Annotated in this window: 9 protein-coding genes; 2 read left to right on the top strand and 7 right to left on the bottom strand. The window is 61.7% G+C overall.

What is annotated here, in order from left to right; all coding sequences use genetic code 11:
- Positions 1-40: 40 nt before the first annotated feature.
- Genes pdxA through lptF form a run of 5 tightly spaced genes read right to left on the bottom strand, consistent with a single transcriptional unit; the run spans position 41 to position 6,701 of the window.
- On the bottom strand, positions 41-1,018 hold the full coding sequence (gene pdxA / locus SM763_RS01980) for a 4-hydroxythreonine-4-phosphate dehydrogenase PdxA (protein WP_368997307.1): 978 nt from the start codon (positions 1,016-1,018) through the stop codon (positions 41-43).
- Positions 1,015-2,283, bottom strand: coding sequence for a peptidylprolyl isomerase (locus SM763_RS01975; protein ID WP_368997305.1), 1,269 nt, complete (start codon positions 2,281-2,283; stop codon positions 1,015-1,017). The genes pdxA and SM763_RS01975 overlap by 4 nt, the downstream gene beginning before the upstream one ends.
- Positions 2,268-4,430 (bottom strand): LPS-assembly protein LptD, encoded by a 2,163-nt coding sequence (locus tag SM763_RS01970; protein ID WP_368997303.1) that lies wholly within the window; start codon positions 4,428-4,430, stop codon positions 2,268-2,270. The genes SM763_RS01975 and SM763_RS01970 overlap by 16 nt, the downstream gene beginning before the upstream one ends.
- Before the next feature lies 1 nt (position 4,431).
- The gene (gene lptG / locus SM763_RS01965) at positions 4,432-5,565 is read right to left on the bottom strand and encodes an LPS export ABC transporter permease LptG (RefSeq protein ID WP_368997301.1); all 1,134 of its coding nucleotides are present in this window, start codon (positions 5,563-5,565) and stop codon (positions 4,432-4,434) included.
- Entirely contained in the window at positions 5,562-6,701 is a 1,140-nt protein-coding gene (lptF, locus tag SM763_RS01960) for an LPS export ABC transporter permease LptF (RefSeq protein ID WP_274834457.1), read from the bottom strand. Before lptF ends, lptG begins: the two co-directional genes overlap by 4 nt.
- A 195-nt stretch (positions 6,702-6,896) precedes the next feature.
- Between lptF and SM763_RS01955 the strand changes: the two genes are divergently transcribed.
- Complete coding sequence (locus SM763_RS01955; protein WP_274833738.1) at positions 6,897-8,372, top strand: leucyl aminopeptidase; 1,476 nt, start codon at positions 6,897-6,899, stop codon at positions 8,370-8,372.
- A gap of 7 nt (positions 8,373-8,379) precedes the next feature.
- Entirely contained in the window at positions 8,380-8,838 is a 459-nt protein-coding gene (locus SM763_RS01950; RefSeq protein ID WP_368997299.1) for a DNA polymerase III subunit chi, read from the top strand.
- A 25-nt stretch (positions 8,839-8,863) separates the two neighbouring features.
- On the opposite strand, the gene SM763_RS01945 is transcribed toward SM763_RS01950, so the two are convergent.
- Both SM763_RS01945 and SM763_RS01940 read right to left on the bottom strand, forming a co-directional pair.
- On the bottom strand, positions 8,864-10,948 hold the full coding sequence (locus SM763_RS01945; protein ID WP_368997297.1) for a putative bifunctional diguanylate cyclase/phosphodiesterase: 2,085 nt from the start codon (positions 10,946-10,948) through the stop codon (positions 8,864-8,866).
- A 271-nt stretch (positions 10,949-11,219) separates the two neighbouring features.
- The gene (locus SM763_RS01940; RefSeq protein WP_368997295.1) at positions 11,220-13,493 is read right to left on the bottom strand and encodes an NADP-dependent malic enzyme; all 2,274 of its coding nucleotides are present in this window, start codon (positions 13,491-13,493) and stop codon (positions 11,220-11,222) included.
- Positions 13,494-13,642: the final 149 nt, after the last annotated feature.

Raw genomic sequence — 13,642 nt, 5'->3', positions numbered from 1 at the left:
GGCAAGGGGCTGCAGGCGTAAAGGGTGGCGAGGGGTAGGATCAGTCAGTGGTCGCCAAGGCCATACGCTGCGCCATTTTCAGCGCTTCGATCATGCTCGACGGGTTCGCCTGACCGGTCCCCGCGATATCAAAGGCGGTGCCATGATCCGGAGAGGTGCGGATGAAGGGCAGGCCAAGGGTGACGTTGACGCCGCGGTCGAAATCCAGCGTCTTGATCGGGATCAGCGCCTGATCGTGATACATGCAGACCGCTGCATCATAGCGGGCGCGGGCGGTCGCATGAAACATCGTATCCGCCGGATGCGGCCCGGTCAGAGTCATGTCCGGCGATTGCAGCTCGGCGATCAGCGGCGCGATCCACTCCAGCTCCTCGCGGCCCATGGCGCCGCCTTCACCTGCATGCGGGTTGAGCCCGGCAACAGCGATGCGCGGCTTGGAAATGCCGAACTGACGCCGCAGGCCCTCGGCGGTGATGGCGATGGTTTCGCGCAGCAGATCCGGCGTCAGGGCGCGGGGCACCTTAGAAAGGGCAATATGGATGGTTGTCGGCACCACCCTCAGCTGGTCGCTCGCCAGCATCATCACCACCCTGTCGCGCCCTGCCAAATGGGCCAGGAATTCGGTGTGGCCGGGATAGGCAAAGCTCGCGCCGTCGATCAGCGCCTTCTTGTGAATGGGGGCGGTGCAGACGGCCGAGGCCTCGCCTGCGCGCACCAGCGATACGGCGGTTTCTATTGCGGCGATCACACCGGATGCATTGCGTGGGTCCGGTGTTCCGGTATTGGCGTCCCCGGCAAAGGGCACCTTCAGCACCGGCAGCGCCTGCGGGCAGATCGCTGCGGCATCCTGCGGCTGCGCAACCTCCTGATAAGGCGTGCCTGCAGGAAGGTGGCGCGGATCGCCGAGCCACAGCATGGGGCAGCTGGTCCGCAGCTCAGCCCAGGCCTTTGCTGCGATTTCAGGGCCGATACCGGCCGGTTCGCCGCAGCTGATCGCGACGGGGCGCGTATGGGTCATTTTTCTTTGATCTGGGCGTCGGCGCGCAGCTGTTCCAGATAGCTTTCGGACAGGGAATCAACCCGCTGCGCGGTCAGGGCATTGGCGACGGTTTCGCGGCTTTCACCTTCGCCGAGTTCGGCCGTACGACCACACAGGCGCAGCAGAACCAATGTATTTCCGTTGTTGCGCGTCACTGCGGTCGAGGTTTCGCCGGGATCGAGTTTCGCAAGCTCGATCGCGATGTCGCGGTCGATCTCTGCCGGGGGCAGGCTGACACGATCCAGAACCGAAGGATCCTGACCCTTTGCCACCCCATAAAGATCGTCGCAGGTATCTGTCTGGGAGATGATGCCTTGCGCCTTGGTCAATGTCTCGGCACTGCGCCCTCCAGGCAGGTAATAGGCAGCGTAATCGATCGCAGCATAGCGTTGCGCACGTCCTGTGACCTCGCGCAGATCGCGCATCTGGAACAGGGCAACCGCGCCTTGCAGCGGCAGCGGGTCGGTCACCTCGCCGGGGCTGAGGGCCAGCACGACCTCTTGCAGCTGCGGCGGCAGTTTGGTGATCGGCATCCAGTTCAGCTGGCCACCGCGTTCGCGGCTTTGGGCAGCGGAATACTGGCTGGCGGCGGCGGAAAAGGAATCATAGCTGCGCAATTGCGAGACCTGACGCGCCAGATCCTCGACCTGTGCGGCGTTTTGGTCGTTGATCGGCAGGATCAGCTCGGACAGAAGAACCTGAACGCTGCCGGAGCCAGCCTGACCCATGGCGCGGTCGATCTCTGCCTCGGTCGGGCGGGCGCGTGACAGGAAGCGGGCACCGACCAGATCACGCCAGCCCAGCCCGACGCGGGAGAAATCGCGCACGGTTTCCGGATCGACGCCGCTTTCCTGCAGCGCCGACAGGAATTCGTTCAGCGACAGGTTGGCGCGCCCAGCCAGTTCAGTCATGCCTGCGGTGATCTCATCTTCGCTGGGCTCAATACCAGCCTCAGCCATGGCCGCCAGTTTCAGGCGGTCATTGATCAGCTCCTTGCGGGCCGCCTTCATCAGGTCGCCCGGAACCCGCAGCACCCCCATGAAACGGGCGCGCTGTTCGAGTTCGTAATATGTAATGACCGAGTCATCGACCGTGATGGCAGGCGAGAACAACCCCTGCGCGGCGCCAGGCACCGGCGTCAGAAGAACGGCGCAGAGCGTCAGGGCCGTGGCCGACTTGGCCGCAAACCGCAGGCCGCGATGGATCAGGGAGGCCGGAGTCCGGAGGGTCAGGTATTGCTGCATGATCGCCTGTACTTTTTGTTGCCGCTGTTCACGGAGAACCCGTTCAACGCGATGGTAAACCCAAAATCGGTCGAAGGCTCAACACTTGTTGTAGATGTATAACGCCGGTTGAGCGAAACGTCGACGGTGACGCATTCATTGCTGTAAGCAAGGCCGATACCTGCCCGCGTGGCCTGTGCATCAGAGATGTCATAGCGCAGGTTGGCGCTGGCGCGCCAGGCCGGTGAAATCTCGTAGGAGCCGTCGAACCACATTTCCGAGGTCTCTTCGCTGCGTCCTTCGGCCGGGTCGGTGCCAAGCCACAGGTAGGTGCCAGACAACGACCCCTTTTCGTGGCGCCAATCGCCGCGGAATTCCGCCTTGGAAAAGTTCAGCGACCCGTTCAATAGGCCGCGCGTGGTTAGCGACAGATCCTGGCTCAGCTTCAGCTGCCCTGCCATCAGGATATCTGAGGTGGTGCCGCCGAGGCCCGAGCTCTTGGTGAAGCGGATGTCGGCATCCTGCCGGAAGATTTGTCCGACGGTGGCAAAGGCTTGCCATCCATTGACCGCGTAATGCGCCCAGTTGACCCCGTAGACCAGGGTCAGCCCGTCTTCGCGCGCATCGACAGCGGGGAAGCGCGACAGGGCCAGAAGATTGCCCTGATCGAATTCGACAAAGCCGCTTTCGTCGCCGGGCACCGCATCGCCGGTGACATCGCTCCAGCCCAGCTGGACGATGGGCTCCAGATAGCTGCGGTTGCCGGTGGCGCTGACCTTGCTCATCGGCAGGCGCAGGGTCAGGGCGCTGCGCGGCGTCAGCCGGGTTGCGGTGTTGTCAAACTTGGCGTCGTTGTAGATCGAAAACGCATCTGTCGCAGCGCCGGCCTGCCACTCGGCCACCAGGCCGCTCGCGAAATGCCATTGACGGCGCCAGTCGATATCGGCGGTCACACGGGCAATGTCCCGGCCCAGCGGCAAGGCGCCGGTACTGGTCTGATCCGACTGTCGACGGTGGCCATGGGCCTCCAGCGTCAGGCGCATTTCGCCACCGATAGTCTGCGGGAAATAGCGGCGCTGGAAGGTGAGATCGGCGACGGCCGAGGGGATGAACTCCTGCTGTTCGCTGTCGCGCAGAGTCTTGTAGTGATAAAGACCGGCCCTGAACATCATGTCGCGTTGCGCCTTGGTCAGCGTCAGATCCGAGCGGAGCCGGTCAAGATCGTCGAGGCCGTAGTCGGCAAGATAGGCGTCGTCCGAGACGGTTTTTACATCGAACCCGAGGCGGACATCATGGGGCAGATCGAAACTGCCGGTCCCGAAGAAATAGCCGCGACTGTCGCCGGGTTGCAGATCATCCCGAGTATGGGCGCCCTCGAATGTAATCGTGCCGGTACGGAAAGCTTGCCTGTAGCGTGCCTCCAGCGTGCGGGTCTTGCGCGAGACATAGGGCGACAGCGTCAGGTCCCGGTGATCACCTAGCCGGAAGAAATACGGCACTTTGACCCCGGAGCCGAGGTTCGAGGTTGTGCGCAAAGAGGGGATCAGGAAACCGGTGGCTCGCTTCAGCGTCGGATCGGGCAGGCGGATTCCTGGGAAATAGAACACCGGCACATCCAGAACCCGCAGCTGGGCGTTCTCGAAGTAAAGCTGGCGTTCGAGCTGGTCATGGGTCACGCGTTCAGCCCGGATCTGCCAGAGCGGCGGGCTTCCGTCCTCGCAGACGTGACACGAAGTGACGGCGGTCTTGTACAGTTGCGTATAGCGCCCGCTGACTCGCGTCATTTGCAACGAGGCCAGCTGCAATTGCTGTTGGAACACCATGCGCGCACTGCTCAGAAGACCATTCCGCAGGTCCCGGTCCATTTCGGCAGCATTGGCAAGAATGACGATCTCGCCGCCCTGGTCAATCCGGATCGGCCCCTCGATTTCCAGAGTGCCGCTGCTTTGGTCATAGGTGATCTTTTGTGCCTTGAGGCGGACGTCACCCTGAAAGGCCTCGACATGGCCGCTGGCAACCAGCGTCCGGTCCGGGGCGATGAATACCCGGTCTGCAACCAGCATTGCAGGCTGTCGCGGCGCGTCAGCGGCATTGGTGTCCTGCGCTTGCACGGGGACGGTCAGGCCCAGCCACGGCAGCAGCACGGAAAGCAAAAGGGTGCGGTGCATATTAACCGTCCTCGGCATGCAAAAGCAGGCCCATAGTCAGCAGAATCGCGGCAACCGGTGGAGCCCAAGCGGCCAGGGCCACCGGAATCTGGCCGTTCTCGCCAAGAACCTGCGCAAAGTTACGTATGAAATGAAGGCCAAAGCCCAGCAAGACGGCAGTGAGTACCGCCAGACCTGTGCCGCCAAAGCGGGCATGGCGCATGGTAAAGGCCGCACCGACCAGCACCATGGCCACCAGGAACAGCGGCCGGGCCAGTTCGGCCTGATACCAAACCTCGTAGCGTTTGGTGGAGAACCCGGCTTCATCCAGATCGCGGATGGTGGCGGGTAGGTCATAAACCGAGATCCCGTCAGCGGTGCCAAGCGTGTCGCGGATCCGGTCGGTGGTCAGTGTGGTCGGCACCAGTAACACTTCGTGCTCAGCCGAGCTGGTTTCGGGGTTCAATCCAGCGGCCAATGGCCAGACCTTGGCCTTGGTCAGCAGCCAGTCGCCGCCCTGCAGGCGGGCGCTTTCGGCGACGATCTGACGGATTGGTGTGCCCCCGGGGGCGTAGTCGAGAATGGTGATGTCGAACAGTTTGATACTGTCGGCATCGCCCTTTCCCAGGCTGGAGTCCTGCTGCTCGCCCGCGTAGCCCGACGCGTGAATCAGCGATTGCCCCTGCGGGCTACCCTGACGTAGCCACAGCCCCTCGCCGGACAGCGACAGCGCCGAGGGGCCGCCGTTGCGATAGGTTTCCGAAAGGGTTTTGAAACGGTTGGTCGTCGCCGCGACGATGGGGTTCAGGGTGCTGAGGGCCAGAATGCCGATCAGCGCGGCTACCAGAACCGGCGCGGCCAGCGCCCGAATGCCAGAGCGACCGATGGCTCTGGTCACCACCAGCTCACTGCTGCGCGCGAGCCCAACGAACAGCACGATGGTGCTGAGGATCATGATCAGCGGCAGAAATTCGTCAAAGGCGGCGGGGGCGTTCAACAGTGTCAGACCGATCAACTTACCGGCGCCGAGGTCGAGGCTGTCAAACCGGCGGATCTGCTCGTTGAGGTCGATCAGCACCACCAACGTCATTAGGACGCCAGCGATAACGAGGAACCACTGCGCAAATCTGCGTGCATAATAGAGATCGAGTTTCACGCCAGCTGCTCTCCCGGTTCAGCCCGCCGCCGCCTGCGCAGCAGGCTAGGGTGGCTGGCCAGATGCAGAAACAGCAGCGCAATGGCAAGGCCGCTCAGCGCGGGGAGATAAATCAGCGGCCAAAGATCGGGGTTCTTCAGAACGGGTTCCGAGACGATACCGCGCAGGCCCTCGACCCCGATCAGCAGAGCAAAGGCTATCAGCGCCTGCCGCCAGACCCCAAAGCGCGAAAATGTTCCCAACATCAGCGCGGAAAACCCAATCAGGGCGACCGTGACGCAGACCAGGGCCCGGGCAAACCGCAGATGCAGTTCTTCAGTGAGGGCGCCCTGCGAATAGCCTTCGCTGTCGGTGATCGCCTCTTTTGCGGTCAGCAGCTCAAGACTGGAAATCGCGCGGATATTGCGGGTCGTTTGACCAATCTTTTGAGTCAGAGAGCTGATATCATAGGAAAAGTCAGAAAAGACGGTGGTCGACATCGTCTGGGTCTTGTGATCCAGCCGCTGCGCCATGCCATCCACCATGATGAGATGGGCCTTGTCGCCATCGCGCACCAGAAAGGCGCGGGCGCCTGTGTAGGTGACCGATTGCTCCGGATCGCGCCGGTCCGAAAGGAAAACGTCGTTGAGAGTGCCGTCAGGGTCGATTTGCCGGATGTAGAAGGTGACGCCTTTGGCCGGGTGCAGGAATTTGCCTTCGGTCAGCAGGCGGGCTGTGACATTGCGTGACACCTCCCGTTCGCGCAGCGCAAGCTGGTTGATCGAGGACGGCAACAGGAAATGCGTCAGCACTGACATCATCAGCGCGGTAATGATGCCAAAAGCCAGCGCCGGGCGGGCCATTTGCCAAGGGCTGGTTCCGGTCGCGCGCAGCACCGTCAGCTCGCTTTCATTGTGCAGCCGGTTGGTCACCCAGACCGAGGCGGCAAAGGCGGCGACTGGCAGCACCATGCGGATCAGATTCGGCAGCGTCAGGGCGGTGAATTCCAGGAAGACCAGCGCCGACTGCCCGTCTCCGATCAGCCGGTCGAACAGCACCACGGCCCGGTTCACCCAGAACACAGCTACAAGGATGAGCGCAAAGAAGCCGAAGAACAGCAGGTATTGCGACAGCACATATCTGTCGTAGCGTGACACCTGATCCCCCCAGATCTTGCGGTTGTGATTGCGCCGCAGCTTAAAGGATTTGTCCGGCGGGGAAAACTGCAATCTGCACAGCCGACAGGCAATGATCAAAGCCGGGCGCGGCGTGCAATCCGCAGGGCTGGTCAAGCCGTCAAGCACAGGGTAGCTGTTGCAAAACCATGTAAAAGACCGACAGGAGCCCATGCGATGAGCACTCTGACCCCGATCCGTTTTGATGACTATGATCCCAAGACCCTGGCCGAAATGACTGGCCATGTCGCGGTTCTGGTGACGCCGGAGGGGACAATGGATCAGGCGGCGCGTACCGCCAACCGTCTGGGCAAGGGGGGCATTGCCCGGCTGATCGAATCGGAAGGGTTCAAGAAGGCAAAAACCGGCTCGGTGATCACCATGGCCTGGCCTGCTGGCCTCGCCGCTGAGGCACTGCATGTACTGGTGCTGCCCAAACGCGCCAGCCAGACCGAGGCCCGAAAGGCGGGCGCTGAACTGGCAAAACGCGCAGGCGGCAAGGCGCTTACCGTTATGGCGGGGCCGATGCCTCGGGCGGCAGATCTTGCGTTGGGACTGGCGCTGCGGGCCTATGGGTTTGATCAGCACAAGACTGCTGCCGATGAGGCACCGAAGGGGGAAGTGGTGATCGCGCATAAATCACCGGAGGAGATGGCGACGGCTTTCGCTCCGCTCCTGGCGGTGGCTGAAGGCGTGCATATGACCCGCGATCTGATCAACGAGCCGGCGAACGTGCTGACCACCACCGAGTTCGCGCGCCGGATCGAAGAGCTTTCCGATATCGGTCTTGAGGTCGAGATCCTCGACGAGGCAGCGCTTGCAGAGCTGGGCATGCATTGCCTCCTGTCGGTGGGGCAGGGATCGGACAGCCCGTCCAAAGTCGCCGTCATGCAATGGAAGGGCGGCCCGAGCGATGCCGCGCCGCTGGCGCTAGTGGGCAAGGGGGTTGTGTTTGACACTGGTGGTATCTCGCTGAAACCGGCTGCGGGCATGGAAGACATGACCATGGATATGGGCGGCGCCGGTGTTGTGACCGGTACCATGAAGGCGCTGGCCCTGCGCAAGGCAAAGGCCAATGTGGTGGGTCTGGTTGGTCTGGTCGAGAATATGCCATCGGGCAACGCCACCCGGCCCGGCGATGTGGTGAAGACGATGAAGGGCGATACGGTTGAGGTCATCAATACCGATGCCGAAGGTCGTCTGGTTCTGTGCGACGTGCTCTGGTACGCGCAGGAGCGGTTCAAACCGGCGGGCGTGATCGATCTGGCCACCCTGACGGGTGCGATCATCATCGGTCTTGGCCACGAAAACGCTGGCGTCTTCTCCAATGATGACAGCCTGTGCAATGGTTTCCTGAAATCCGCCGCAGCCGAGGATGAAGGCGCATGGCGTCTGCCTCTGGGACAAGCCTATGATGATCAGCTGAAATCGCGCATTGCCGATATGAAAAACGTCGGCGGCCGTCCTGCAGGTTCGATCACCGCCGCTCAGTTCCTGCAACGGTTCATTCAGGACGGCATGCCGTGGATCCATCTGGATATCGCGGGCGTTGCCTCGGTTAAGACCGAAACCGCCTATGCACCCAAAGGGGCGACCGGCTGGGGCGTCATGGCGCTGAACCGGCTGGTGCAGGATCGGTTCGAGGCCGAATGACACTGCCATGGGGGCCGCCTATTTCTATCATCTGACGCGCAGGCCACTGCAGGATACGCTGCCGGTGCTGCTGGATAAGGCGCGCGGCGCAGGCTGGCGTATTGCTGTGCGGGGCCAAAGCCGGGATCGCATGGCCTGGCTGGATGAACGCCTGTGGCTGGGGGGCGATGACGCCTTCCTGCCGCACGGGCTGGCGGGCGGTCCGCATGATGCGTTGCAGCCTATCCTGCTGACCACCGAAGCCGAGGCGGCAAACACGCCCAGCTGCGTCATGGCGGTGGATGGGGCAGCGGTTTCACCAGAAGAGGTGCAGGCGCTGGAGCGCGTCTGTATCCTGTTTGATGGTACCGACCCCGAGGCGGTGCAGCATGCCCGCGTGCAGTGGAAAACCCTGACCGATGCAGGCTGTTCGGCGCAATACTGGTCCGAAGAAAGCGGGCGCTGGGAAAAGAAGGCTGAGAAGTGATACTTTCCCGCCGGAGCGCCGGGATCTAGGAAGCGCGGGACTGTTTGTCCTTGGTCCAGAGCAGGAAGTCGGAGTGCACTGTCACTTCGGCAAAATGGGGCTTGGGTTTGCCAAAGAGGTAGCCCTGCAGATAGGTGACGCCGATGGCGTGCAGCAGGCGGGCCTGTTCAACGGTTTCTACCCCTTCGGCCACGGTATGCACACCGAACCGTTCAGCAATCATGACGCTGCCTTCGATGATGGCGCAGCGTTGATCGTCGATCTGCTGAACAAAGGATTTGTCGATCTTAAGGGCCGAAATAGGCATTTCGTGCAAGCGTGACAGCGAGGAATAGCCGGTGCCGAAATCGTCGATGTGAACTTCGATGCCCTTGGCGTGCAGTGCATTTAGAACCGCGATGATCTGGTTTTGATTCCGGGCGTCAAAAATCGTTTCTGTCACCTCAAGGATCAGTGATCGGGCGGACAGGCCGTATTTTTCAAGGTATCCCAGAATGAAGTCTGCGAACCCGGGCACAACCAGCTGCCGCAGCGAGATATTGAGCGCCAGCTTCACATGTGAATCGCGTCCAAGTTCTTCGGTGTAGGTCGAGAGTGCCGTATCCAGCACATATTCGCCGATGCGGACGATCTCGCCGATGTCTTCGGCGATGGGAATAAACTCTTCCGGGCTGACACGGCCAAGGATCGGATTGTCCCAGCGCAGCAGAACCTCGTACGAATGCAACGAGAAATCATCCGCATGCACGAGCGGTTGAAAGGCCAGGTGCATTTCATTGGCAGGCACCGCGTGTTTCAGGCGCTGGGCAATGATCAGGTGGCGCTCTTTTTCTTCAACCAGCTCTTTGGAGAACAGCAGCGTGTTGCCGCGTCCGGTTCGCTTGATCTCTCCGGCGGCCAGATCCGCAGATCTGATCGCCTCGCTGACTGCGACCGGACGGGGGCGCGAGACGGCGAGACCGGCGCTGAACCCCACGGTGACCTCCTGGCTGGAGAAGATGATGGGCTTTTCGATAATGGCGCGCAGTTGTTCGGTGAATTCATAGCCGATGTCGATGCAGCGCTCTTCAGGCACCGCAACCAATCCTACGAATTCGTCTCCGCCCCAACGGCAGAAGGCCGCGTGTTCCGGCGCGGCGTCAGCCAGACGTTCGCCGATTTCTGCAAGGGCGCAGTCCCCGGTGGCATGGCCCATGCCGTCGTTGATCTGCTTGAACCGGTCCAGATCGATGAAGATCACGACAAAGGCATATCCGTCAGGGATATTGGGTTGCTGATCCTCCACCCATTGAATGATGCCACGGCGATTATACAGCTGGGTCAAGCTGTCATGTTCCGCCAGCCGTTTCAGGTCTCGGGTGCGTTTCTTGACCCGGTCTTCCAGCGTTGCATTGAGTTCGGTCAGGGCTTCCTGCTGGACGCGCAGGTCCTGCACCAGTTCGTGATTGCGCAGTTGCAGGCGGATCGAATGGCGTAGGATATTGTAGTTGCGTTGGTGTGTGACCAACATGACGGCCATGAAGACGGCAACCAAAGTGGCGAGAGCGAATTCCGGCACAGGCTGCAGGCACAGTTCAGCGATGATCAGCGTCAGCAGGGTGGCAATATAGATACGGCCCGTGTTTGCCATCGGCGCGAGCACCCCGGTCGCCCCGGAGGCCATGGCAGAGACGACGATGACGGTGAAATACTTCAGGTCCTGATTGCCGCTTTGCAGGGCAGCATGCAGCAGGCCCCCCCAGATCAGACTGCCAAGAAATGTGCCGAGGAAATAACGCCGACTGGCACCTACTGCCAGAGATGATTCAGGATCGGTTTCCTGCGACAGGTGCCTTTCGTCCCGCGCTGCCAGGATCGTCCGGCCAATGGACAGCGTCAGCAGACAGGCGGTCAGAGTATCGACCAAGGTGCTGCCTTGCCCCGTGTACTGGAACTGGGCGTAGACGCCCAGGACGCAGGCGACGTTCACGAAGAGATTGGACAGATGGTTGCGATAGGCATGCTTAAGGAGGCTCAGCCCGATCCGCTGTTCCTGCGCTTGACAGTCCCTTTCGGCTCCGGCGGCTCCACCATCTCCTTCTGGGCTATGTTGCGGAAACTGTTCCGTCACCTCGTCCAACCTTCGCACTGCGCCTTGGCAGATCCTGCCTTGCGCCGGACAATTCCGAACCTGTTACGTCCTGAACCGCCTCCTGTGACCAGCCCGCGTCAATACCGCTTGGCACGGGCCATACCAATGTCTTGCTAAGTGTCGGGGGTTACTTTTGTGTTTATATTCAGCAATTCATATGCGGGGCAGAGCGCAGGCTCCGCATCTGACGTGACGGCACTGGCGCGCCGCTCACCGGGGGCGGCGCGCAAGCGCGCTAAATTGGTCGCTATCAGCCGTAGTGGGCGACGGGCGTACCGGCAATTGCCGCCATGTTCAAAAGCCCCCGTGCGGTGATCGACGGGCTGACGATATGGGCGCGGTTGCCCATACCCATCAGGATGGGGCCGACCTCCAGCCCGTCCGAGCGCATTTTCAGGATGTTGCGCACGCCACTGGCAGCATCCGCATGGGCAAAGACCAGCACATTGGCGGCGCCTTCCAGCCGGGAATTGGGGAAGATCCGCCCGCGCAACTCAGGATCCAGCGCGGTGTCGATGTTCATTTCGCCTTCGTAGATGAAATCGCGTGGCTTATCGTCCAGAATGTCTATGGCGTCGCGCAGCCGGGCACCGGTGTCGCAATCGATATTGCCGAACTGAGATTGCGAGCAAAGGGCAATTTTGGGCTCCAGACCAAAGCGGCGTACGTGGCGCGCGGCGCCCATAACGGTCTGGGCGATCTGCTCGGGGGTGGGTTCGATCCGCACCTGGGTGTCGGCGATGAACAGCGGGCCGTCCTCAAGGATCATCATCGACAGCGCGCCATGCGGTGCATAGGTGCCGCCGCCCAGAACCTGGGTCACATAGTTAAGGTGCCAGCGGTATTCGCCAAAGGTGCCGCAGATCAGGCTGTCCGCCTCGCCGCGGTGCACCATGATGGCGCCGATGGCCGTGGTATTGGTGCGCATGATCGCCTTGGCCAGATCCGGGGTCACGCCCTTGCGCTGCATCAGTTTGTGATAGCTGTTCCAGTAATCGTAATAGCGCGGATCGTTCTCCGGGTTGACGATCTGGAAATCGCTGCCGGGTCGGATGCGCAGGCCCATCTTCTCGCAGCGTGCCTCGATCACATCGGGGCGGCCGATCAGGATCGGGGTTTCGGTGGTCTCTTCCAATACCTCCTGCGCGGCGCGCAGCACCCGTTCATCCTCGCCCTCGGCAAAGACGATGCGGCGGGCGGCGGCGCGGGCGGCTTCGAACACCGGTTTCATCAACAGCGCCGATTTGAACACGGTCTGGTTCAGTTGGGCGCGATAGGCGGTCAGATCCGCGATCGGGCGGGTGGCAACGCCGCTTTTCATGGCGGCGCTGGCCACGGCAGAGGAGACAACCCCCACAAGGCGCGGATCAAAGGGTTTCGGGATCAGGTAGTCGGCGCCGAATGTCAGCTGTTCGCCCTGATAGGCCGCTGCCGCCTCGGCCGAGGTGGTCCGGCGCGCCAGTTCCGCGATGCCTTCGACGCAGGCGATCTGCATTTCGTCGTTGATCTCGGTCGCGCCGACGTCCAGCGCGCCGCGGAAGATGAACGGGAAACACAGGACGTTGTTGACCTGATTGGGGAAATCGCTGCGCCCGGTGGCGATGATGGCATCGGGCGCCACTTTGCGGGCCTCATCGGGCATGATTTCCGGCGTCGGGTTGGCAAGGGCAAAGATGATCGGTCGCTTGGCCATCTGGGCGACGTGATCAGGTTTCAGAACGTTTGGACCGGAGAGGCCGAGGAACAGATCGGCGCCGTCGATCACATCCTCCAGTGTGCGCAGATCGGTTTTCTGGGCAAAGGCGGCTTTCATCGGGTTCATGTCTTCGGTGCGGCCTTCGTAGACCAGACCATGAAGGTCACAGAGCCAGATGTTTTCCCGTTTGACGCCCAGTTTCATCAGCATGTTGAGACAGGCAATGCCCGCTGCGCCGCCGCCAGTCGAGACGACCTTGATGTCCTCAAAGGATTTCTTTGCCACATGCAGCGCGTTGCGGGCGGCAGCCCCCACTACGATGGCGGTGCCGTGCTGGTCGTCGTGGAACACCGGAATGCCCATCCGCTCGCGGCAGATCTTCTCGACGATGAAGCAATCGGGCGCCTTGATGTCTTCCAGGTTGATGGCGCCGAATGTCGGCTCCAGCGCGCAGACCAGATCGGCCAGCTTCTCCGGATCGCTTTCGTTCAGTTCCAGGTCGAAACAGTCGATGCCCGCGAAATTTTTGAACAGGACCGCCTTGCCTTCCATCACCGGTTTCGAAGCGAGCGGGCCGATATTGCCCAGCCCCAGAACCGCGGTGCCGTTGGTGACAACCGCCACCAGGTTGCCGCGCGAGGTATAGCGCGCGGCGGTGCTTGCCTCTGCTTTGATCTCAAGGCAGGCCTCGGCGACGCCGGGGGAGTAGGCCCGCGCCAGATCGCGGCCATTGGCCATCGGTTTGGTCGCACGGATCTCCAGCTTACCGGGGCGGGGGAATTCGTGATAGCGCAGCGCGGCGTCGCGCAGGTTCGGGGTATCGGACATGGGGCCCTCCAAAACTGATAGTTTAGCGTTAAACTATATTGCGCCGGAGGGGAACAGGGTTTTCGGGGCGGTCTCGGCGGCGGGCGGATCCTTGCATATTTTATCCAATCGGATCACTCTGCCGGGCAGAACCGCACCAGACCGTCTGA

It is taken from the genome of Pseudophaeobacter sp. C1-32P7 (assembly GCF_041008775.1).
GTDB lineage: Bacteria > Pseudomonadota > Alphaproteobacteria > Rhodobacterales > Rhodobacteraceae > Phycobacter > Phycobacter gallaeciensis_A.
This window is presented reverse-complemented; position numbering and strand designations above follow the sequence as displayed.

What these genes read in the sequence shown, in the direction of transcription:
- SM763_RS01975 (WP_368997305.1), bottom strand. Translation starts at nt 2,283, where the DNA reads ATGCAGCAATACCTGACCCTCCGGACTCCGGCCTCCCTGATCCATCGC.
- SM763_RS01940 (WP_368997295.1), bottom strand. Translation starts at nt 13,493, where the DNA reads ATGTCCGATACCCCGAACCTGCGCGACGCCGCGCTGCGCTATCACGAA.
- SM763_RS01955 (WP_274833738.1), top strand. Translation starts at nt 6,897, where the DNA reads ATGAGCACTCTGACCCCGATCCGTTTTGATGACTATGATCCCAAGACC.
- pdxA (WP_368997307.1), bottom strand. Translation starts at nt 1,018, where the DNA reads ATGACCCATACGCGCCCCGTCGCGATCAGCTGCGGCGAACCGGCCGGT.
- SM763_RS01970 (WP_368997303.1), bottom strand. Translation starts at nt 4,430, where the DNA reads ATGCACCGCACCCTTTTGCTTTCCGTGCTGCTGCCGTGGCTGGGCCTG.
- SM763_RS01950 (WP_368997299.1), top strand. Translation starts at nt 8,380, where the DNA reads ATGGGGGCCGCCTATTTCTATCATCTGACGCGCAGGCCACTGCAGGAT.